Annotated in this window: 20 protein-coding genes and 2 pseudogenes; 9 read left to right on the top strand and 13 right to left on the bottom strand. The window is 38.8% G+C overall.

Annotated elements, in window-relative coordinates; translation table 11 throughout:
• The first annotated feature begins 46 nt into the window (after nt 1–46).
• Together AAEU31_RS03980 and ppiC are read left to right on the top strand one after the other, a co-directional pair.
• A complete protein-coding gene (locus AAEU31_RS03980) occupies nt 47–679 on the top strand; it encodes a lysoplasmalogenase (RefSeq protein WP_421966516.1) in 633 nt (210 codons plus the stop codon).
• 63 nt (nt 680–742) lie between these two features.
• Complete coding sequence (gene ppiC / locus AAEU31_RS03975) at nt 743–1,021, top strand: peptidylprolyl isomerase PpiC (RefSeq protein ID WP_054552145.1); 279 nt, start codon at nt 743–745, stop codon at nt 1,019–1,021.
• A gap of 233 nt (nt 1,022–1,254) precedes the next feature.
• Here the strand turns inward: ppiC and AAEU31_RS03970 are convergent, their stop codons facing one another.
• The 5 genes from AAEU31_RS03970 to AAEU31_RS03950 form a co-directional block, all read right to left on the bottom strand.
• Nucleotides 1,255–1,806, bottom strand: coding sequence for a GNAT family N-acetyltransferase (locus AAEU31_RS03970; RefSeq protein ID WP_421966515.1), 552 nt, complete (start codon nt 1,804–1,806; stop codon nt 1,255–1,257).
• A gap of 136 nt (nt 1,807–1,942) precedes the next feature.
• Nucleotides 1,943–2,341 (bottom strand): FosG/FosC2-related fosfomycin resistance glutathione transferase, encoded by a 399-nt coding sequence (gene fos / locus AAEU31_RS03965; protein ID WP_135926945.1) that lies wholly within the window; start codon nt 2,339–2,341, stop codon nt 1,943–1,945.
• A gap of 164 nt (nt 2,342–2,505) precedes the next feature.
• Complete coding sequence (locus AAEU31_RS03960) at nt 2,506–3,123, bottom strand: hypothetical protein (RefSeq protein WP_421966514.1); 618 nt, start codon at nt 3,121–3,123, stop codon at nt 2,506–2,508.
• A gap of 427 nt (nt 3,124–3,550) precedes the next feature.
• On the bottom strand, nt 3,551–4,012 hold the full coding sequence (locus AAEU31_RS03955) for a DMT family transporter (protein WP_421966513.1): 462 nt from the start codon (nt 4,010–4,012) through the stop codon (nt 3,551–3,553).
• Nucleotides 4,013–4,020: 8 nt separating this feature from the next.
• A complete protein-coding gene (locus tag AAEU31_RS03950) occupies nt 4,021–4,521 on the bottom strand; it encodes a DMT family transporter (protein WP_421966512.1) in 501 nt (166 codons plus the stop codon).
• Between the two features lie 33 nt (nt 4,522–4,554).
• On the opposite strand from AAEU31_RS03950, the pseudogene AAEU31_RS03945 reads away from it, so the two are divergent.
• Nucleotides 4,555–4,743: pseudogene (locus tag AAEU31_RS03945) on the top strand (helix-turn-helix domain-containing protein); the annotation flags it as partial.
• 39 nt (nt 4,744–4,782) lie between these two features.
• The gene (locus AAEU31_RS03940) at nt 4,783–5,487 is read left to right on the top strand and encodes a substrate binding domain-containing protein (RefSeq protein ID WP_421966606.1); all 705 of its coding nucleotides are present in this window, start codon (nt 4,783–4,785) and stop codon (nt 5,485–5,487) included.
• A gap of 405 nt (nt 5,488–5,892) precedes the next feature.
• On the opposite strand, the gene AAEU31_RS03935 is transcribed toward AAEU31_RS03940, so the two are convergent.
• The 3 genes and pseudogenes from AAEU31_RS03935 to AAEU31_RS03925 form a co-directional block, all read right to left on the bottom strand.
• Nucleotides 5,893–7,419, bottom strand: coding sequence for an arylsulfatase (locus AAEU31_RS03935; protein ID WP_421966511.1), 1,527 nt, complete (start codon nt 7,417–7,419; stop codon nt 5,893–5,895).
• Between the two features lie 242 nt (nt 7,420–7,661).
• Nucleotides 7,662–8,257, bottom strand: a pseudogene (locus tag AAEU31_RS03930) (tyrosine-type recombinase/integrase).
• Between the two features lie 154 nt (nt 8,258–8,411).
• Entirely contained in the window at nt 8,412–10,157 is a 1,746-nt protein-coding gene (locus AAEU31_RS03925; RefSeq protein ID WP_421966510.1) for an LA2681 family HEPN domain-containing protein, read from the bottom strand.
• A 310-nt stretch (nt 10,158–10,467) separates the two neighbouring features.
• Here AAEU31_RS03925 and AAEU31_RS03920 point away from each other — a divergent pair, with 310 nt between their 5' ends.
• The gene (locus AAEU31_RS03920) at nt 10,468–10,755 is read left to right on the top strand and encodes a type II toxin-antitoxin system RelE/ParE family toxin (protein WP_421966509.1); all 288 of its coding nucleotides are present in this window, start codon (nt 10,468–10,470) and stop codon (nt 10,753–10,755) included.
• 10 nt (nt 10,756–10,765) lie between these two features.
• Nucleotides 10,766–11,095, top strand: coding sequence for a HigA family addiction module antitoxin (locus tag AAEU31_RS03915; RefSeq protein ID WP_199526913.1), 330 nt, complete (start codon nt 10,766–10,768; stop codon nt 11,093–11,095).
• A 228-nt stretch (nt 11,096–11,323) separates the two neighbouring features.
• Here AAEU31_RS03915 and AAEU31_RS03910 read toward each other — a convergent pair whose 3' ends face one another.
• Together AAEU31_RS03910 and AAEU31_RS03905 are read right to left on the bottom strand one after the other, a co-directional pair.
• Entirely contained in the window at nt 11,324–12,730 is a 1,407-nt protein-coding gene (locus AAEU31_RS03910; RefSeq protein WP_421966508.1) for a YfcC family protein, read from the bottom strand.
• A 160-nt stretch (nt 12,731–12,890) separates the two neighbouring features.
• Nucleotides 12,891–14,111: a M24 family metallopeptidase gene (locus AAEU31_RS03905; RefSeq protein WP_421966507.1), complete on the bottom strand. Its 1,221-nt coding sequence runs from the start codon at nt 14,109–14,111 to the stop codon at nt 12,891–12,893.
• 129 nt (nt 14,112–14,240) lie between these two features.
• Between AAEU31_RS03905 and AAEU31_RS03900 the strand changes: the two genes are divergently transcribed.
• A complete protein-coding gene (locus AAEU31_RS03900; protein ID WP_421966506.1) occupies nt 14,241–15,320 on the top strand; it encodes a M24 family metallopeptidase in 1,080 nt (359 codons plus the stop codon).
• A gap of 3 nt (nt 15,321–15,323) precedes the next feature.
• Here the strand turns inward: AAEU31_RS03900 and AAEU31_RS03895 are convergent, their stop codons facing one another.
• Both AAEU31_RS03895 and AAEU31_RS03890 read right to left on the bottom strand, forming a co-directional pair.
• Nucleotides 15,324–15,932, bottom strand: coding sequence for a flavin reductase family protein (locus tag AAEU31_RS03895; protein ID WP_421966505.1), 609 nt, complete (start codon nt 15,930–15,932; stop codon nt 15,324–15,326).
• Nucleotides 15,933–15,965: 33 nt separating this feature from the next.
• On the bottom strand, nt 15,966–16,712 hold the full coding sequence (locus AAEU31_RS03890) for an SDR family NAD(P)-dependent oxidoreductase (RefSeq protein ID WP_421966504.1): 747 nt from the start codon (nt 16,710–16,712) through the stop codon (nt 15,966–15,968).
• Nucleotides 16,713–17,135: 423 nt separating this feature from the next.
• Between AAEU31_RS03890 and ppc the strand changes: the two genes are divergently transcribed.
• Nucleotides 17,136–19,781, top strand: a complete 2,646-nt coding sequence (ppc, locus tag AAEU31_RS03885; RefSeq protein WP_421966503.1) for a phosphoenolpyruvate carboxylase — start codon at nt 17,136–17,138, stop codon at nt 19,779–19,781.
• Here ppc and AAEU31_RS03880 read toward each other — a convergent pair.
• Complete coding sequence (locus tag AAEU31_RS03880) at nt 19,778–21,814, bottom strand: tetratricopeptide repeat-containing sensor histidine kinase (RefSeq protein WP_421966502.1); 2,037 nt, start codon at nt 21,812–21,814, stop codon at nt 19,778–19,780. The genes ppc and AAEU31_RS03880 overlap by 4 nt on opposite strands.
• A 339-nt stretch (nt 21,815–22,153) precedes the next feature.
• Here AAEU31_RS03880 and AAEU31_RS03875 point away from each other — a divergent pair, with 339 nt between their 5' ends.
• Entirely contained in the window at nt 22,154–22,522 is a 369-nt protein-coding gene (locus AAEU31_RS03875) for a hypothetical protein (protein ID WP_135926551.1), read from the top strand.
• The last annotated feature ends 151 nt before the right edge of the window (nt 22,523–22,673 follow it).

Here is a 22,673-nt window from a genome sequence, read left to right as displayed (position 1 = left end):
AAAGCTTGCTATTCTCGTTATTGGGAACAAAAACAATAATAACAATATGAACATTCTCTTTCTAATTTTAAGTACGGTTTACATTGCTTTACTGCTCTTACAACCATCACTGCCTCAGCCTTTACTGGCGCTTTTTAAAACCTTACCAATCGGTATATTGATTGTGATGGTATTAAAAGCACGCAGTCAGTTACAAAATCGCACTTTTATTACTTTATTGTTTGCACTTAGTTTTTCCGCACTAGGTGATGTGCTACTTGCAATTGATAGTGGGCAGCTGTTTATTAGCGGTTTAGCAGCATTCTTTGTAAGTCACGCTTTTTATATTATTACCATGTTGCCAATTAAAAATTGGCGAATAGAAGTTGTACTCCTTTATCTATTTTTAGCAATTGTCATTTTTTGCTTATTCTATCCAAACTTAAATGACATGCTCATTCCCGTGCTTTTCTATATGCTGGTGCTCACTGTAATGGCAAGCCTAACTTGGATGACAGATAAATCGAACGGTTTATTAGTGCTAGGTGGCGCAGTGTTTGTTATATCAGACTCTATACTTGGCCTAAACCGCTTTTATTTTGAAATAATACATGCAGATATCGCAATCATGTGTAGTTATTATTTAGCGCAATTTTGTTTGATTAAAGGGTTTTTGCAGGCAACGAGTAAACATAAATAGCCGCAGTGGCTCAGTGTTGATTGCCGTGATAAAATGCGCGCGTTTTAATTTTCGAGATTTCCCATGGCAAATACAGCGCACGCACTGCACATTCTTGTTAAACATAAAGAACAAGCTGAAGACATCATCAAGCAGCTTAAAAAAGGGGCTAAGTTTCAGACTTTAGCTAAAAAATATTCAACTTGTCCGTCGGGTAAAAAAGGCGGCGATTTGGGTGAATTCAGACGCGGGCAAATGGTGCCACAGTTTGACAAAGTAGCATTCAGCGGCGAAATCTTAGAGCCACATTTAGTGAAAACGCGCTTTGGTTGGCATGTAATCAAAGTGCTATACAGAACATAAAGTTTACGCCTGCCTAAAACTAATAAGGCATGTCGTTAGCCCTTAATATTTATTATTAGTGAGTTGAAGCCTGTGGTTTTAACTCATTTTTGGACAGAAATGAGTTAGAGCCGAAGGACGGCTCTGTGCCAAAAGCGGACGGTGGTAACGCCTGCAACACCGGGCAACTTGGAGCGTAGCGGAAATTTGCTCCGTGTGATTGCGCTTGTTATGACCGGGGCTAAGATGTTGCATCAGATTTTTATTACTTGAGGCCGAATAAAAAAACCAAGAATGTAACCAAAAAGATTCTTGTACATTGCTTCTATCTCCTCTTTGCTGATATTCCCACCAAGTATCAGCATCTCAAGTCGTTCAGCAGGCTCTTTCACTATATACCCGGAAGAACTGAACCCATTCTTTTCATAAAACGCTTTACGCTTAATCCTCTGTTGGTAGTTTTCTGCTTGCTCATCAAGCTCTTCAATATTTAGTACAATTCTTTTTCCGGAATGCATATATTTCATTGAATCCATTACCTTACTTCCATAACCATCTGAACGGAATGATTCTGATATTGCCAAAAACTGTACAAATACAATGTCCTTATACTCAGTGGCATAGATAAGACCAATCCAAGTATCAGCTTCATAAAGAATGTTAAAGCCTGCCTTCCCTTTTTTCAGTTTGTAGCGAAGAAACCATGCCGGTATACGTTGAGCTCCCGGAAATGCTTCCTTATAAAGAGCGATAACCTTCGAATAGTTGGCGTCATATTTGGTTAGCGGTCGAAAATTGATGCTCATATATTACTCATAACGCCCTTGCTAAGTGGCTGACAACGCATAGCTACTCTACTTGAACAAACCACCGTAAACACTGTATCAAACTAGAATCAAAATTGCCGAGCGTTGACAGTCTATCTTGAGCAGTTTGTTATGTTTAAAGCCAAACAAGCCCACTATATGGTTTCGTTCTTAGAGATTCTAACCTGCTTTCCAGCGAACCTGAATGTATCTCTAGCTTGTGGCCATCAGGGTCTAAAATGTACAGTGATTGCCCTTCACTTTTGTTCTCTTTCCAAACATCTACCCCCAATGAAACGATGCGCTTCGCAAAGGCGTCAAATTCTTCAGATGCAATATCAAAAGCGACGTGGGTATAGTCGGCTTTTAGGCAAGGTTCATCGAGTGAAAGACAAAACCAGAGTTCACCTACAGATAAGTAAGCTCCCTTGTCCCATTTAGCATGAGCAGTGAACCCCAAAATATCTCTATAAAACTCAAGAGAGGATTCCAAGTCACTAACTGCAATAGTGATATGATTTAGTCCTAAAATCACCGCTTTCTCCATTAAACATAACGCCCAATTAAGGTGTGAAGCACGCAACCACTACACCCAATTTGACCACCGTAAACACTGAACTAAACCCACAACAAAAATGCCAAGCGTGCTGAATCACTCTTAAATTGTTTGTTAGGTGAAGCCTTACCTCGAAATACATACTACGCAAAAATCTCACGGCGCTCTTCAGCAGTTAGCACCTTGGCTTGATCGTATTTGAAATTTTTCTTTAAAATCAATTCACTTTCTCGATATTGACCATGACACAACACTTCTGAATCATTAATTTTGATAGCGAATATAGGGCGTTCATCCACTTTTATAGATGACGCTTGAGCATAATTCCTTAGACCAGCATAATCTGTAGCCCATGAATTTCCGATGCTTTCAACACTTTCACCCACTCGACCGATTCGATATAGATCCAACTCTTTACCACTTGGGCTATATGTCTGCTCAAATTTAGAAAGGTCAAAATGAAAGCAATCATAATTGCCAGAGATTACATCTGATATATATAAATTAAGCAGAATTTCTTTTTTATTAGGATCGTGCCAAATCTCTTGGATATCCTCTTTATGACAGAACAAGAAGTGGAGTAAAACTTCTAGGTTTTCACCATGCTCACCAGAGTAAAATTCACCCTGAAAGTCTTCGATAGATTTCAACGCTGTACTGAGATATTGCATTTCATCTGACGTCAAGTAGCCAGTCAAATACTCAGTATTAATACCAATGACATTAAACAACTCTTTCAAAAATGGGGTCATATCACTCACTACATCATTCAATAATTACTAATTGATTATCTCAATTTTAATTGGCTCACCTAACAATTTAATAGTGCGCAAATCGCGCATATTTCTGATTTGCAATCGCGCACTTTTCTGAATGACTTAGTTTTAACAAAGTTGATAACCTGTTGCCAGCATTATTAAAAATATGGGTTATGGATTTTTTGAGAAATATAAAAGTGCGCAACTTGCGCTTTTTCCTGAATATGGTGGAAAGTCTTTATTTCAAAGGCTAAACACAGGGGTTCAAAAAATTTAAACATCCGGTGTTCGCTCAAAGCCACCCTTAGAGCAATTACGTTAACTCATAATGGGGCAAACGCGAGTTATATTTATAACCCGCCTTTAGACATAAAAATGTTTGCTTAAAAAGAAGTATAAGCTCATATTTTCGAGCTCTTGACCTGCGCTTTTACTCTCTTTGGGTATTTGTAGCCCTATTACTTGAATAGATGAAATATAAGGCAATACCAAGACAAACAATTGCAATTACTCTATAGATTGAAAACGGAATTGGTTCATTGCCTAGCCACCCAAAATTATCAATTAACATACTCATTGTTAGCTGTCCGAAAATAACTGCAACCGTCGCAACAGCTGTCCCAATGCGTTGCACTGCTAAGACCATAATGACTATATATGGAACACCACACATAGCTCCCAATAATTGCCATTTAGGTACATCCAGCAACGTGGTTGAATGCTTTGGCTCAAAGTAAAAGATCAATAAAGCCGTGATTAATGCACCCACTGAAAATGTAAGAAATGCCGTCTTAAAAACTCCTAATTTACTTCCAAGCTGACCATTAATTGCTGCTTGAATACTGAGCATAACGCCACCGACTATCGCTAATAAAATCATTATAAATGTCATAAGAAGTGCTAACCTTGTGCAACCATCGCTAAGGCGATAATGATGAAAATGAGTGCAATAATTCGTCTATTGTCGATTCTTCTATGAGGGTTACCGAATAGGCCAAAGTGATCGATAATTAAACTTTTAGAGATTTGCCCAGCTAAAATACCAATCATCGTCATAGCAATACCTATTTTAGGCGTCGCAACAGTAAGAATAACGACATAAACGACACCTAATACCCCACCTGACAGTTGCCATGATGGCTGAGTGAAAAAAGATGCACTATTACGGGGGCTAAAAAACAACATCAACAAAAATGTTAATGCAGCCCCAACGGCGAAAATACTAAATGTTGCCCACAAATCGCCAACTTGTGTTCCCAAAGGGCCAAGTAATCCGGCTTCAATGGAAAGCCCCATACCACCTGCGATAACAATCAAAATTAAAAAGAGTTGCATATAAAACCTTAACCATTTTTTAAGATGGATGAGAATACACTTTTCGATTGATGATAAAAATGCCATTATTATTGAAATACCTTTGCACAAAATGCACAAATGAATAGTTTTGAATCTATAAACCTTAAAAGCCTATTAATTTTCATCAAAGTGTATGAGTTAAAAAATTTTTCGAGTGTGGCCAGACAGGAAGGCATTTCTGCCTCTCAAGTGTCTCGTGTTATACACAATCTTGAAGATGCGCTTGGACATCAATTATTTTATAGGAACACTCGTGCGATAATACCAACTGAAAGCGGTAACCTATTCATAAAGCATGCGCGTGCAATGGCTTTAAATTTTCATGATGCACAACAAGAGTTAAGTGAAAGGTTACGAGAACCCTCAGGACTTGCTCGGATAAACGCGCCAGTATTTTTTGGTCAAAAGCATATAGCTCCAGCCCTTGCTAATCTAAGCGAAAAATATCCAGAGTTAGAAATAGAGTTAACTTTTACAGATGATTACATTGATCCGATGAAAGATGCTTCAGATGTTATATTTCGGATTGGTACGCTTAACGATTCATCATTACGAGCACGTATTGTGGGAGAGCAGAGTTATCACCTTACTGCATCACCCAAATACATTCAAAAATATGGTGAGCCTAAAAAACCAGAAGACTTAGTTACACATAAATGTCTCGTCTATAGTGGCTCATCAGGTCCAAATCGTTGGTATTTTAGGCAACCCGAAGGTTTGTGGATTCACTGTCCGATCACCCCTACTTTAAGATCGAACAACGCCGAGTCTCTGCTCAGCGCAGCTTTAAATGGTATGGGAATAGTATTGTTCCCAGATTGGCTTATTGCAGATAGTCTATCGGAGGGTAAACTAGTTAAGCTTTTCACTGATGTTGATTCATCAATTACTACTGAAACTCAAACCATTGCTGCAATATACCCGAATGCTCGTTATCCATCAATTAATGCTAAAGCCATTATTGACTACTACATAGAAGTGTTTGGGTCCCCCTTGTATTGGCAACTATAACCTAACAAAACGATTTTGGGGCAAAGGCGAGTTATATTTATAACACGCCTTTGGTCAAATATAAGTTAGAGCGAAGACGGTTTTGTTTCAACAACTACCGTTGACAGTTTTAATTTTCTTAGACGATTAAAGATTTAAATCTAAACAACTAGTAATGGAAATTTTATTTTTTGTGTAAAAAGCAGAGCATTACAATTTAATACCGATCAATTTAGAAATCAACTGCTAGTTCAATTGAACAATCTGTTCTATAAGTAAGAATCCGATGAAACATCACAAGAAAGAGTATTTCATGAAGCTCGAAAAACGACCTAGGTGTTATCCATAAAAAAAATGCCGCTCACATTAAGTGAACAGCATTAGTCTGAAGCTCTTCTTATTTGTAATCTGTGATTTAAATCATTACTAACGATTGAGTGCTTGCTGTGAAATCATTTCAGCGACACTTCCAACCTGTACAGACATACTTTCTTGGCTTGGTGGGAAAGCTTTAAAGGTTTTCACAAATTCTGAAATTTGATTACCTGCGGGGCCTAAAATCCAACTACGGTTTTCTGCCCATTCATCATAACCCCGAGCATCAATAAAGCGTTCAAATGGATCCATTTTTAAGTTAATAATGTAAGGAGAAGTAAGTGCATCTTGTGTTGATCTAAACCAGTGGTTCTGCTCAGTGAAAATAAGCTTCCAATCACCATAACGCATGCCATGGAAAGTAGTTTCGGTGAAATAATAAAACTCTTTACGCTTTGTTTTACCGTTTTTTAGTAAGATATCACTTTGATCAAAGCCGTCTAAATGCACTTTATACTTTTGACCATTAATTTTAGTGCCTTTCAATAAATTAGCTTTGAGGTCTTTATCACCCACCCATGACATAATTGTAGGCATCCAATCTTCCATTGTCATGAACTCACCAGTGCTTACACCTTTAGGAATGTGACCAGGCCACTTAACGACTAATGGCACTCTGAAACCACCTTCCCAGCCACCAACGCCTTTTTCACCGTGGAATGGTTGGTTACCACCATCAGGCCAAGAGTTTGATGCTGCGCCATTATCAGTCGAAAACATCACTATCGTGTTGTCTGTGATTTTTAACTCATCAAGCAAGTTAAGCAATTCGCCCACATCATCATCCATTTCGGCCATACCATCAGCGTATAAGCCATAGCCAGTCTTACCATCATAATCTTTATTTAAGTTAGTTTGATAGTGCATACGTGTGGTGTTATGCCAAACAAAGAAAGGCTTATCTTGTTTTACAGCATCACGAATAAAACGTTTTGATTCTACAAGTACCTCTTGATCTAGGTTACGCTGACGTTCTTTACCAAACTGTCCTAAATCTTTAATTTCTTGCTTACCATTACCTAGTGCCTTAGAGTGGATCACACCACGCATTTTTAAGCCGAATTTTTCTTGTGTTTTAGCGTCTTGCGGATAATCTTGCTGCTCAACATATTCACCTGCGTTGAGGTGATACAAAATACCAAAGAACTCATCGAAACCATGATTAGTAGGTAAGTGTTCATCAAGATCACCTAAATGGTTTTTGCCGAACTGACCTGTTACATAACCTTTGGATTTAAGCATAGTTGCGAGTGTTGGATCTTTCTTCTGCAAGCCTTGTGGAGCACCAGGAAGACCTACCGTACTAAGTCCTGTACGCATCGGGTACTGACCTGTGATAAATGCTGCACGCCCTGCGGTACAAGAAGCTTGTGCGTAGTGATCCATAAATATCATGCCATCATTGGCGATGCTATCTATGTTAGGAGTACTTCCTCCCATCATACCACGATGGTAGGCACTAATATTCCACATGCCAACATCATCACCCCAGATAACAAGCACATTGGGTTTATCAGCAGCATAGCTGGGTAGACTAAAAACAAGTATGGTCATACAGACCATAAGATACTTAAACATCACTTTCTCCTTGAAAAACTGATTTTAATAACCAGTAATTTTTTATCCTCGCTTGCAGCAAACTCATACTGCTATTTTAAGTTGTTTCTACAAGTGACACGCTGTACATATTTAATACTAAACAAGTAGTGTTATATTTCAATGAAAAAAAGGATAAAACTTGATTTATAAACCAAAAATAAGAGCATTTACGTTAACTCATCTGGGGACGAAGGCAGCACAAGAACACTACCTGTGTTAAATCAACAATCGGTTTCTATTGATATCTTAATCGCGTCTTCAATCTCTATTCCCAAGTATCTGATGGTGTTATCAATTTTTGTATGACCAAGTAGTAACTGAACGGCCCGTATATTTTGGTTCGAGCATAAACCAAAGTCGCTTTGGTTCTTCGCATTGAATGAGTTCCATATAGGTCAGAATCAAGACCTAACTGTTCAGCCCAACTCCTTATGATAGACCTGTAATATGAATAGCTGATTGGTTGATTAGAGCATCGTAAACTCCGAAACAAATAATCATTAGGTTGCAATTTAACTTCTTGCACCCAACGGCTAATACTTTGTTGTGTTCTCGGAGTTATCTCAAATTGAACTTCGATCCCTGTTTTCTTCTGTGTCCATTGAACCCTCTCAAAAACTTGATCTTGGGTAGCGACATCTCGAACTTTTAAGGACAGCAAATCACATGATCTTAATTTACTATCTATAGCCAAATTAAGTAACGCTAGCTGCATTAGGTTATTTTGAATTTCTATTCGGGTGCGAATACGCCATATTTCTTCAAGTTTGAAAGGACGTTTAACGCCAGTTGCACCGTTGTTTTGTTGTGGTTTCATTGTGACCTCCTTTTTTAAAAGTCACTATGAGAATAGTTCGCTGATACCTGCGGCTAAGATATGGACATAAATGTGTTAGATTTTGTGCTATATAGGGTTGTTCACATTAGAAATACTTCATATAAATTTTAATGAATATATGGTAAATATATTCTTACCAGTCTTCTTTTAACGGGACATTCCTTGGCATCATCAAAGCCCCGTCATTAGATTTGTTACACTGATCTAGATGGATTGCAAATGAGAGGTACATGATAGAGTTTCTGACAAGTTTTATCAGTGTGAATAGGCGAGACTCAAACTCAGCATCAGTAATGAGCAGGGAATAACTAGAACGCTTGTGTTTTTCATGAAGCATATTTCTAACACTTTCCAGCTTGTTTTCTAGGTGCTCTTTTTGTTTTTCTAGTTTAGCTTTTAATACGGTGTCATCCATTCTCTTAGCTTTGGCGATCTCGATATAAAGTTCTTCTAGTTTACATTGGAGTAGTTCAGCTTCATCTTTAAGCTCTTCTACTAGAGGTTTGTGAAATTCAATATCACTCTGTGTGAGGGAATGACCAAACTCATCAACGATCTTTAGAGAACGATGCTCCATTGCATTTCTGACCTCTGAAAAAGATTTAGCGTCAGGATCTAACCATCTTGATGCTGTATCGCAATTCGCATCTTTCTGGTTAGAGTCTCTAATGTCTTTAAGAATATAGAACAGTGCGTGTAAAAAGCAGTTTTGACTATCAACAAGCTTCTTATGTGGTTTCAGTTTACCCTTTTTCAATTCACCAAAAATGTTATGAAAGTATATTTTTGCATCAACTTCATTTAGGTTAAAAAATGAATTTAGCAAATAAGCAATTTTATCAAAAATTGAATATAAGGTTCTGAAAGCACTTTTATAATGATTCACTTTTAAATTGGTTATTGTATGAGCTGAGTCATCAATGTGTGGATATGTTTTATTGAAAAAATGCTCTTGATAATTAGGTATGCCTTTAGCGGTAAAAATTAAATAACGAGCATAGCAATAGTCATTTTTTATTTCATCAAAGTTGCCGTGGTATATTAGCTCTTCATGCATAGCCAATGACTTATTAATCATTTGAGAAAAGCTAGGCATTGTGAGTATGTCTTGATAAACAATTTCGTTTGTACACACGTCATTTAAGTCATTAAGAAATAAATGATTATCACCACACCATTTTAAATAATCGCGTTGTTTACGTGTTTCAGTTTCTTCTTTGAAAGTTTTATAACCATCAAAATCAGATAACTTAAAATTCGATTCAAACCAAGCTTTAAAAACCAAGAACTTACCATCTTCTGCGTAAGCAATTTTTTGTTCATCATGTAGTAAATCAATATTCTTTAAACCCAAACAGATCAGTTGATAAGCTTGAAAATAGTGATAGTAGACATGTGATTCATCATAGAGGTGTTGAGCAATAAAAAGCTCGTTTTCGGCTTTACTGATTAGTGCAACTGGGTTGTTATCAAGTTCAATTGCAGTGTCCCAATGAGGAATACAGCACAGGCCACGCCCCTGAGAGCTAAGCCAGTTTGCTAAATTCGTCACGATACGGCTGCGTAGATTTACATGATTAATATTTGGGTAAGGGTTAGATTTTATTATATGGAGGGCTTTTCGGTAGTTAATTATGGCTTTGGTTAAATCATCAGAGTACCAATCAGTATTATGATATTTATGAGCTGTTGCATAACAGTTAGCTAATGTGTAGAAATATCTCACTTCAATAAACCCGTCATCGAATACAAAATGAGGCTTATCTATAGCTAAAACAAAGTCGATAAGTTCATCTCGACTATTTGAAAGAATCAACTCATCTGCTCTATATTCAAATATACTGATAGCTGCATCATCAATTATTACGCTTTCTTCCATGACTTCCCCTAGACGGAATAAATAAACATCTAATTACATGCTACAGACATTAGCTCAAATTAAATAAGTTGTTAACGTTAAGACTAAAAATCTAGCTTGTTTTGGGACATAATCAAGGTATGGCTTATTTTCTGATTTTGGCACAGAACTGTCCTTCAGCACCAACCCATTTATATCCAAAAATGGTTTTCTACGAATAAGTTTATACACGACAAAAGTGCCCAGAGTGATTTTTAAACGTATATGTTGTGCACATTGCTACTGTGCGCTACTATTTGTATATTGATGCACAATAGGACAGTGCAAGGATATGGCTGTAGATTTTAAGGATGAGTGGCTCGAAGCATTCTATGAAGAGGATAAGCGGCATCGATTAATCCCTAAGGTTATCGAGAATGCTTTATATCGTAAGCTAGAAATATTAGATGCAGCAAAGGCTGAAGCTGACTTAAGAGTACCACCAGGTAACCGGTTTGAACATCTTGAAGGTAACTTGAAAGATTGGTGTTCAATACGAGTGAACAAACAGTATCGATTGATTTTTAAGTGGGTTGATGGTGTAGCAGAAAACACCTATTTAGACCCTCATAAGTATTGAGGTAAGAGTTATGCGTATAACAAAGCGTCGTCCTGTGAGTGTAGGTGAAATGCTCAAGCTAGAGTTTTTGGAGCCTATGGGCATTACATCAAAAATTTTAGCTGAAGCAATGGGTGTACATAGAAATACAGTTAGTAATTTGATTAATGGCGGTAGCTTAACAGCGCCCCTTGCAATTAAACTTGCTGCATCGTTAGGGAATACCCCAGAGTTTTGGCTTAATATCCAGCACTCTGTAGATTTATGGGATACGAGAAATCGTTATCAAGAAGAAGCTAAATCTGTAAAACCTTTGTTTTCTGCTCAAGAATCTTCACTAAGTACATCACAAACTATTTAAAGAACCCATAACGTATATTGTTAATCCACAATCTTGATCATTCCGGCAAATTCATTTGCTAGTGAAGCTGAAAAAGATGAGTTAAAAGCTTTCGTACAGAAGTTTTTATAATTAGCTTTTTCATCTGACAATATTTCGTGGCAAGTAATGCAAAAAGCCACGCTAACACATATGTGTTAGCGGGCATTATTCATTTAATGTAGGAGCCAATTAGCTCACTCTACTAACTTAATTAAGTGTGGGCTGCACATCTAAGCCATAGCCAAACATTACTGCTAAAACTAATACAACCGATGCTGCGACCATTAGTTTAATCAACAGTGGTAAACAGAATCTAAACCAATGGCCGTAAGGTACACCTGCCATGCCTAAAATACCCATAAGTACGGCATTGGTAGGAATGATCATATTTGAAAAGCCATCTCCAAATTGATAAGCAAGCACGGCAACTTGTCTTGGTACACCGACTAAATCACCTAGTGGTGCCATTAGTGGCATAGTGACATAAGCCTGCCCAGAACCTGAAGGGATAAAGGTATTGAGTAGGGTTTGAATAACCAACATGCCAATTGCAGATATTTCAGCTGATACATAAGAAAGCGGTAACGACATGCCATGTACAAGGCTATGCAGGATTTGACCGTCTTCTAAAATAAGGGCAATACCCCGTGCAACACCAATTAACACTGCGGTGGTAACAAGATCAGATACGCCTTCTATAAATTTGTTTGCTGCTTCGTCAGCAGAGAGTTTGCCTAGAATGGCGACAACTACACCCCAAGCAATAAAAACACCGCCTAGTTCGTATAAGTACCAGCCCTTTGTAGCGATGCCCCATACTGCAATTGCAAGGGTAATAATAAAGCTGCCTAAGATAAGTTTATGGCGCAGGGCAAGTGCAGGGTAACTTGTTGCTGTTTGATTTTCCAGTGGACAAGGCACGCCAATCATCATCGATTTAGACGGATCGTTAGCTACCTTTTTGGTGTATTGCCAAACATGATGAAAACCAATGAGCACGAATGGAATAAAAATGGCTAAACGTAACCACAGGCCAGAGTAAACAGGAATACCTGCAATTTGCTGTGCGATTAATACGGTAAATGGGTTAAATGCCGAAACACCATAACCAATACCATAACCTGCGACTATCATACCCACGGCGGTCATTGCGTCTAAGCGCATTGCTTTACAAAGCGCGACGAGAATAATAACAAAAGGAATATATTCACCGGCGGTACCGATGCTGCTTGATGCCAAGGCAAAGCAAAACACCACCATAAAAATTAACCGCTGCGGCTTTTTACCGTGGCGCTCTAAAAGCCTACCAATAAGTGCATCGACAGTGCCTGTCGCACGTGCAATAGCTAATACGCCACCAACAATTAACACAAAGAAAATAACATCTTGAGCAGCAGCAAAAGCACGAGGTATGGCTTGTAATAAATCCCATGGGGTTAAGTAATGCCGCTCAGCAACCGTTTGGTAGGTGCCTGCAACGACCATTTCGCGGCCAGATTCACTTAATGTGGTAGTGAAAAAACCTTGTGGTACTAACCATGTAGCAATAAGCGCAACGACCATCATGCTAAGCAGAAGTATCAAGGTATTTGGAACCTTAAAACGTAAACCCATTTATTCTCCGTAATTATGTTAGGTATTTAAGTTAAATTCTTAAAATCATAACATGATAAGAGCTGATAGGTTGCCTCTTAACTAAACACACTGTTAAAGATTGTAATAATTTAGATACAAAAAAGGCCAGAAATCTGGCCTTTTGATAATGATTGAAATTTTATTTAGCTAAACCAAAAGGGTCATCAATGCTATGAGCCGGCTCGGTAAACCAGCGCGGGCCTTCGTCTGTCATATAAAAGTGATCTTCTAAGCGAATACCAAACTCATCAGGTACGACAATCATAGGTTCATTACTAAAACACATACCTGTTGCGAGTGGGGTAGGGTTTCCACCAACTAAGTATGGCCATTCATGAATATCTAACCCAATGCCATGGCCTGTTCTGTGTGGGCAGCCTGGTGTTTGATATTCTGGCCCCATGCCATTTTCGGCTAGGTACTGTCTTGCAGCATCATCTACTTTACCACATGGCTCACCATTTTTTGCAGCAGCAAAAGCAGCAAGTTGGGCATTTTTCTCGTGCTGCCAAAACATACGTTGACGTTCGGTTGCTTCACCAAATACATAAGTACGGGTAATGTCTGAGAGGTAATCATGCACTTTACAGCCAGTATCAATCAGTACCACGTCACCTTTTTTAAGGGTTTGCGGGTTTTTAACACCATGCGGGAAAGACGACGCAACACCAAATAACACAATACAAAAATAGTTACCCGGTGCGCCGACCTTTTGGTGGGCTTTTTTAATAAATGCTTCAACCTCAGTGGTGGTGATGCCTTCATAAAGCATACTTGCCGTTGCTTTGTGTACTTCTAGGGTCATGTCCATAGCGCGTTGCATTAGGGCAAGTTCGCTGGCTGATTTGTGCATGCGGCAGTGAGCCGTTACGCACTGTGCGTTAACAATGTTGTAATTGCTATTAGCTTTATTAATGCCGTCGTAGATGAAAAACTGTGCGCTTTCATCAATACCAAGGGTGCCGTTTTTGCTAATGCCCATTTCTGAAAGTACATCTACACACAGTTGGTAAGGATTTTCGTGCTCTTGCCAACCTCGAATTGAGCCATCAATCACCATAAAATCGTTTAAGCTGCCGATTTCAAAAAATGGTGCTATGTATTGCACATCACCTTTAGCAGGTAAAATCGCGCCAACTAAACGCTCACTTGCGTACCAACGCATACCCGTAAAATAGGCAAGGTTAGTACCTGCATTTAAGTAAATTGCGTCAATATTGTTTGCTTGCATATACGCTTGTGCTTTTGCGATACGCGCATGAAATTCGTCGTTTTGAATAGGGGTTAAATCTGTTGTCATATCTGACAAAGAGTCAAGCGCCTGCTCTGGCGTTTGTGTGCCAATACCATATGTTGTCATTGTGTACTCCTTGGTTTTTTGTGCATTGTGGCTTGAGTAAACAGCTGATGCAAACTCACTGCGACTAATCGCATAATATTCGTATTTGTGGCGATTATTGTTAGCATGCGCAAAAAATAAGGAGCGACAATGCAAGTTAATTACTTAAAAAGACAAGCTAAATTTAAAGCCTTGCTAGAACAACAAGGTTACAGCGCCATGTTAGTACTAGGTCATGAAAATATTCGTTACTTAAGTGGTTTTAGTGGTAATGCCGCTTATGCATTAATTACTCAAAATGATTGTGTGTTGATCACTGATTACAGATACCACCAACGAGCAATTGCAGAAACAACAGGATTTGAAGTTGTTTGCCGAGACAGAGACAACGAAACTCTTGGTCATTGTATTAACAGGCACCTTAGCCCAAACAGCCATGTCGCATTTGATGCAAGTTATGTCACAGTAGCAATTTGGCAAGGTGTAGCAGATGAGCTTAGCGGCCATACTTTAACAGCAGTAAACGGCTTAATAGAAAAACTAAGACGCGTTAAAGATAGCTGGGAAGTGGCGCAAATCAAGGCTGCCGCAGCCATCGCTGATGAAGCATTAGCACAAACGCTACCTTATTTTAAACCGGGTGTAACTGAACGTGATCTTGCCTTAGAGCTTGAATTTAGAATGCAAAAGCTAGGATCAGAGGGTATGTCGTTTGCAACCATTATGCTGTTTGCAGAGCGCTCTGCCTTGCCACATGGTAATCCCTCAGATCAGGCGTTAAAGCAAGGTGATTTTGTAACGCTTGATTTTGGTGCCGTTGTAAATGGTTATCGCTCAGATATGACTCGCAGTTACATTATTGGCGAAGCATCAGAAAAACAAACCCGTATTTATAATACTGTTCTAGATGCACAAAATGCAGCACTTGAAATGGTTAAACCGGGCGTTAATTGTTTAGATTTAAATGGCATATCAAACAAGGTGATTGCTGATGCGGGCTTTGGCGAGTACGCAGGTAAAGGTCTTGGCCATGGTTTGGGGTTATTTTTACATGAAGTGCCATTTATCAACACACTGACAGACTACAACCTTGAAGTAGGAAATGTGATCACCATTGAGCCTGGCATTTATATACCAGGCTATGGTGGTGTGCGCCTAGAAGATGACATAGTTGTCACCGAATCTGGCTTTGAGGTGTTAACCCATGCGCCTAAGCCATTCATAATCTAAGATTCATTTTTTAGCATAGGCTAAGCGGGCTAAGCGTTCAGTTACATGGTAACTATCAAGCCCGCTAACGGCCACTGTGCCAATGGCTTCAATATCGACAAAGCCATCTTCTTGCAGACACGCCTCATCTAAGTAGATATCAGTTATTTCACCTATGATAAGTTCCGTGCCATTGATGGCAAGGTGGTGGTGTTCTTTGAGTTCAAGGGCATATTTAAGCTTACTTTCTTTAACAAAAGGCGCCGTAAAGTTATTTAGGTATTGAGTAGTGAGCCCTGTTGCATCAAATTCAGACTCGTCTTTATCGTAGCGTGCCGATGTTTGGTGCGCTTTGCTATAAATGTCTTTGTTGACATGGTTAATCGTGTATTGCTTAGTCGCTAGTAAGTTCTCTAGGGTGTGGCGAGGCACTGAATGTGGGCGAATTATCATACCCACTAAAGGGGGATGTGCGCCAAGATGAAATACTGAACTAACAATGGCTAAATTAGTTTGGCCGTTACTATCTTGTGTGCCGACTAGGTTAGCACTTTTAAATCCCGACAAACTATTAATTAAATGGGCGCGGTAGCGGCTTTCTAAATCTGCAATGGCTTGCTTTGTTAAATGCATAATTTTCCTGTTACCAGTCTATGGGTTTTCCTGTTACCAGTCTATGGGTTTTCCTTGCCAGTCAAAGTAGGCTGGGCTGGATGATTGTTGTAAATAATCAGCATCACTTATCAATGAATACAGCTGCTCGGCTACAAACTCAGGGGTAAATAACTTTCCTTCGGGTACATTTGCCTGAAACGGCTTTGATAGCGGAGTATCAGTGGTACCTGGGTGAAATAACACGCAGTGGCATTGTTTATAGCGCCTGCTAAGTTCGATCGCAGCAGATTTAAATAACATATTTAAAGCTGCCTTCGAGGCACGGTAGCTATACCAACCGCCTAGATTATTATCACTAATGCTGCCAACCCGCGCACTAATAGCACAAATCACTGTTGCTACTTGCGGCTTTAAAAGCGTCGAGAATAAAGTCACACAGCGAATTGGCAGTAGGGCGTTTGTATGCATGCTATTGATAAAGTGCTGCTCAGATATTTGTTCAAGTTTACGTTCAGGCGCATTAGCTGGATCATGTAATAGGCCATTAAATATCATCAGTTGAGCTAAGTCATATTGGCTGCTGGCAAGTTCTTTGGCAATTTCACCTAAGCTTTGCTCTGAGTAATCAGTTGTAAAATGCTGGTGGCTGATTTCATTATTAGATGTCTCATCAAAATTAGCATTAAATTTATTACGGCTGATGGTGACGATATGACCACGACTGATTTGTTTTTTTAATGTTGTGAAATAGGCTTTAGCGATTTCACTGCTTGCACCGCACAGAATAAAGAGTTGCATTTTTGACCTGTTATAAAATATTTAAAAAACTTTTTTAGCTCAATCTATCATCAATAAGTATTGCGATAGCGATTTAGAATCTAATTTACCTAAACTAAAGTAGATAAAAAGGCTCGGTAAAAATTTGACCAAACTGATATTAAGAATGCCTTAATTTACGTGTATTTTGACAATTTAATTGGTAAGTCCATTTTACCAATTATGTGTGTCACTTAACCTTGTATCAAAACAAACTGCGTGTTTATTACACTTTTATGTTGATAGATTGGTTATTCTTTTTTACGAGTTTGTTAGAAAATTCGATCTATTAAATTAACGCCGACAATGATATTAATAGAAAGGATCAGTATTTAGCTGCGTTCGTGCTTGGTTAAATACTGCGCAGTAAGTACTTTCAACTTAGCTAAAGAAAGGAGTATGAGAATGAGTGAACAATATGCTGCACTTCGCGGTAATGTTAGTATGCTTGGACAAATGCTGGGTCAAACCATTAAAGATGCACAAGGACAAGCCATTTTAGATAAGGTAGAAGAAATTCGCGCTTTATCTAAATCGTCACGTAGTGGTAACGAAGCCGACAGACAAGCGCTTATCGATGTACTACACGCTCTCACAGATGAAGAACTATTACCGGTTGCACGCTCATTTAACCATTTTTTGAATCTTGCTAATGTTGCTGAACAATTTCATACCGTATCGCGTTTTAATGATGTTGGCTTTTGCCAATTAAACCCTCTCACTCAAACATTAAAAGCGTTAGCAACAGCGGCAAAACAAGGTCAAGTAGATCCAAATCACTTGGCACAAACACTCTCAAAACTCCACATAAACCTTGTACTAACCGCACACCCAACAGAGGTGACGCGTCGTACTATGATTAATAAACACGTTGAACTTAGTGATTGTCTTGCATCTTTAGAGCGTAAAGACAATTTGCCAAGCGAACGTGCTGACCTATTAAACCGTATTGCTCAGCTAATTAGCCAAGCATGGCATACTGACGATATTCGCCGTTCACGGCCAACGCCAATTGACGAAGCAAAATGGGGCTTTGCTGTTATCGAAAATAGCTTATGGCATGCCGTACCGCGTTTCTTACGTGAATTTAGCGAAGATGTAAAAACTGAGCTCGATTTAGAGTTGCCGATTGATTACAGCCCAATTGAGTTCACTTCTTGGATGGGCGGAGACCGTGATGGTAACCCGTTTGTAACTGCTGAAGTGACACAGCAAGTACTTGATCATGGCCGCTGGATGGCGCTTGATTTGTATTCGCGTGATATCGAAACGCTAAGCAATGAGCTATCAATGTCAGATGCAAGTGATGAGCTTATTGAACTTGCAGGCCAAGACTTTGAACCATATCGTGCGGTACTTAAAAAACTCAAGAATCAAATTGCCGAAACTGTGACGCATTTAGGCGCTAAAATTAAGAAAAAGCGTACTGATTCTGAAGATTTAATTACAGATATAGCGCAAATTAAACACCCAATCGAAGTGTGTTATCGCTCGCTGATTAAAACCAATATGAAGGTAGTTGCCGATGGTTTACTGCTTGATGTACTGCGTCGTATTAACAGCTTTGGTCTACGCCTTGCTAAATTAGATGTTCGTCAGGATTCGTCGCGTCATGGTGATGTTTTCTCTGAGTTAACACGTTATTTAGGCTTAGGTGATTATCATCAATGGCAAGAAGAAGACAAACAAGCATTCTTACTTGCTGAGCTAAACTCTCGTCGTCCGCTTATTCCAAAACATTGGCAACCGAGCCCTGAAGTACAAGAAGTGCTTGATACATTTGATGTAATTGCAGCGCAAGATGCACAAACATTCGGCCTGTATATTATTTCGATGGCTCGTACTGCATCTGATGTACTGGCAGTGCAGTTATTGCTTAAAGAAAGCGGCTGTAAGTTTAACTTACCGGTTGCGCCATTATTTGAAACGCTAGATGACTTAAATAATGGTAAAGATGTTATTGAATGTTTACTTGATAACACTTGGTATCGTGGTCATATTCAAAACCAACAAAATGTCATGATTGGCTACTCAGATTCTGCAAAAGATGCAGGTATGATGGCTGCAGGCTGGGCACAATATGAAGCAATGGATAAGCTGGTTCAATTAGCCGAGAATCGCGGTATTGAGCTTATTTTATTCCACGGCCGTGGTGGTACGGTTGGTCGCGGTGGCGCGCCAGCTGCACAAGCACTTCGCTCACAACCTCCTGGTTCATTAAAAGGTGGTCTGCGTGTAACAGAGCAGGGTGAAATGATCCGCTTTAAGTTTGGTTTACCAGCTGTTGCTCTACAAAGCTTAAATATTTATGCCGGTGCAGTACTTGAAAGTAATCTGCTACCACCGCCAGAGCCGAAAAGCGAGTGGCGTGAAGTGATGGAGCTTATCAGTGCTGATTCGTGTGAGCATTACCGTCAAGTTGTGCGTCATGATGAAAACTTTGTTCCTTACTTTAGAATGGCAACGCCAGAGCAAGAACTCTCTAAACTACCACTGGGTTCTCGCCCAGCGAAGCGTAACCCGAACGGTGGGGTAGAGAGCCTTCGTGCAATTCCATGGATTTTTGCTTGGAGCCAAAACCGTTTAATGCTGCCTGCTTGGTTAGGTGCGTTAACAGGTCTTAAAGCTGCTTTAGATAAATATGGCATCGAGACACTTCACGAAATGAGCTTAAAATGGCCTTTCTTCCGTGCTCGATTAGAGATGCTAGAAATGGTATTTAGTAAAGCCGATAGTTGGTTAAGTGCTCATTACGATGATGCATTGGTAACTGAGCAATATAAACCACTTGGTGTGAAGCTTCGCCAAGAATTGATTGAGGCAATTGAGCTGGTGCAGTCATTAAGCCCACAAAAAAGCTTACTTGCTGACCAACCTTGGATCAAAGAGTCGATTGCACTGCGTAACCCGTACACTGATCCACTTAACTTACTACAAGTGGAGTTATTACGTCGTTCACGCGCAGCAGATGAAAACTCTGAAGGTGATATCGATAATGCCCTAATGATTACAATGACTGGTATTGCTGCAGGTATGCGCAATACAGGTTAATTGATGTCGTCAACTAATCGTGCATCGATTGGTAATGTAATCACAAACCGTGCGCCGTGCTTTGATGGTACGGCGCATATATTGCCTTTCAAGTTATATTTCACAGCATTAAAAACCACGTTCAAACCAAGCCCTAAGTGATGGCCACCTAAATTAGTGGTATAGAATGGGGTAAAAATTTCTTGCAGGATTGATTCCTTAATGCCTACGCCGTTGTCTTGATAGATAATTTTGACATAGTTATTACCTGCGCGGATGTTAATGTCTACCTTTCCTTCTGCTGTATGTGTAAAACCATGTTCATAGGAATTAATAACCAGAGTTTTTAGAATATCCTCTAAAATTGAAGGGCAGGAAGTAATGGCTACACTGTCTCCATCAACATGATAAGTAATTTTCTTACCTAAATATTTACTCATAGGCTCTAGTTTATGATGAATAAAGTTTTTTAATGGAATACTCGATAAGGGTTTGTCTAAGTTAATAGACACATTAAGTGCCTTAAATTCCTCAACAATACCTGCTAAACGGTTAATAGCTGAAATAACAAGATCCTTGGCCTTGTCGGTGTTGGTAATAAATTCATGGAAGTATTTGCTTGATAAGTTTTGTTGTTTAAATTTATCTGACAAAGACTCTAAATATTCGTCGATGAGTGAGCTTGCTGTGACAATTGTGCCTATTGGTGTATTTAATTGATGGGCCATGCCAGAGACTAATGAGGTTAAAGAGGCTATCTTTTCGATTTCAATTAAATGATCTTGCGTTTCATTTAATTGTACTAGTATCTTTTCAAGTTCTTGTTTTCGCTTATCAATATTATTTATCGCAATAAAAGAACCAAACAAGATGATTACCAAGCATATTGATATGACGATAGTAAGATCTTTAAACGCCTGCGCTTTTGTTGCTTTTACTTGCTCTGCGCGTGTAAGTTCTGCAATTTTGAGCTCTTTGGCTTTTGCATCAGCCTGCGCTAATGCTTTAGCTAAATTAACATTTGCTTGGCGTTTTAAAATTTCCGCATTGATCTGTGCATAGTGTTTGTATGCAATCAGTGCTTCAGCATACTGTTCTTGCTTTTCAAGTAGTTGTGCAGTCAACTTGGTTACTTCAAGCTGAGTCGTGATATCAGAGAGCTTAAAAGTATCTGTTTCAATCGAAGCGAGTAAATTAAGAGCTTTGTTCGCTGAATCTTGTGCATCGTATGTTTGCGCTAAACATAAAACCACACTTAAGTAATCACCGCTGTAGGCTTGAGTTTTTATAAGCTTTACAGCATCAGTTAGAAATTCTTCTGATTCATTTAACATACCTTTTAAACGTAATACCTTTCCCTTCAATACAAAACTTTTACTTAGATGAGCAGTAAAGCCGTGGCGTTGTTGTAATATTATCGCGTCATTTAATACATCTAATGCATGATCAAAATCACCTAAACCAATTAGCGCCATTGCAAGGTGGGTACTTGCAAACGACTCATCTAGGGGCTGATTCTCTATTTTTGCGGTATCTCTGTATTGTTCAAAAGCGATGGTAGCGTCACGGTAACGTTTTAAATTGAGGTTAATCAGAGCAATATTGATTTCGGTTTGTTGTAAAAGGTGCTTTCCGATTGTTTTTGCCACAGGTAATGCATCGCTATAATAGTGTAATGCATCTTGATACATGCCTAATCGGGCATAAATACCGCCAGATATGTTTAAGTAGCCATACATTAAATCCTTATTACTCGACTGTAATGCTATATCCATGAAATGAACTAGTGTTTTCATGGCTTGCTCTAATTCATCGTTTTCAAGTAAAAACCAAGCCTTATAATTTGTGATTATTGCTCGTTGTTCTAATGAAAATATTAATGTGTCAGAGGATAATAATGAATTGACTAGCTGTAGGGCATTGGTAGGAGAGCTGGCATAGGTTTTAGTAATTGAGGTTTCTATTTCCTTAAATTCAGTTTCTGTGATTGCTTGTGACAGAGCAGTACTTGTGAACAGCATCAAGCATAGATAAAACAGAAAACGAATTTTCATTACAATTAATCCTTTATACAAACCAGAGTAAGGATGGGAAGTGCATAATCCTTTCGTCTACATATGTGAGGTTATTTATTATGGATTTTAATTAGAAATAGAGTTATACGAAAAAGCTTAATAATGGATTAGAAAACTCATACATGTTCAAAAGGTAAATAGATTATGAAAGTAAGTAACATTTGCGGGCATAAATCCAATCCTTAAGTGTGAACTTTGCAACTGGTCATACCTATTTTATAGCTAGGTATTGACTAAGCAAGGCAGATCCATAAAATAGCCCGGCTTTTATTCAGCAACCATTAATTTTACCTTTACCCACGCATTTTAGAGTAACCTATGTCGAACGTGTCAACGTGCATCACTTATGATGCATCGACGTCTTTAGTGATGATGACGTTAAGAGGGACTGCAAGTGCACAGGATGTGATTAATTTTTACCAAATAGCCCATCAATATTCAGTATTATATGGGTCAGAAAAAATTCTTGTTGATGTATCTGAGTTAACCCATGACTTCGCACCAGCAGACTTGTTTACTATAATGCCAGTGATTGCTAACTCGTTAAAGCGAGCTGTATTAGCTATTGTGGTGAGTTTCGATGGCTTTATGCATGACTTATTTGTGCAAAAAGCTAAACGTTACAACCTTCAAGCCGAGAATTTTGAGTGTTTTAGTAAAGCTAAAAATTGGCTAGTTCATCAATAAACAGAGAAACTAGCTGAAATTCATTTTCTGTGTATATTTGCGCTTACAAAAAATGCCTATTTAACACTTTTTTTGTTGTAAATTTCGAGACACAGCGCGTTGAAACCTAGTATTTAAATGCATAACCTTTTAAACTGTTTAGCCAATTAAT

Origin of the sequence: Pseudoalteromonas thalassia, assembly GCF_049257215.1 — a bacterium.
In the GTDB taxonomy this organism is placed as follows: Bacteria; Pseudomonadota; Gammaproteobacteria; order Enterobacterales; family Alteromonadaceae; genus Pseudoalteromonas; species Pseudoalteromonas lipolytica_C.
Note: the sequence above shows the minus strand (reverse complement) of the source record. Positions and strands in the feature narration are given on the sequence as shown.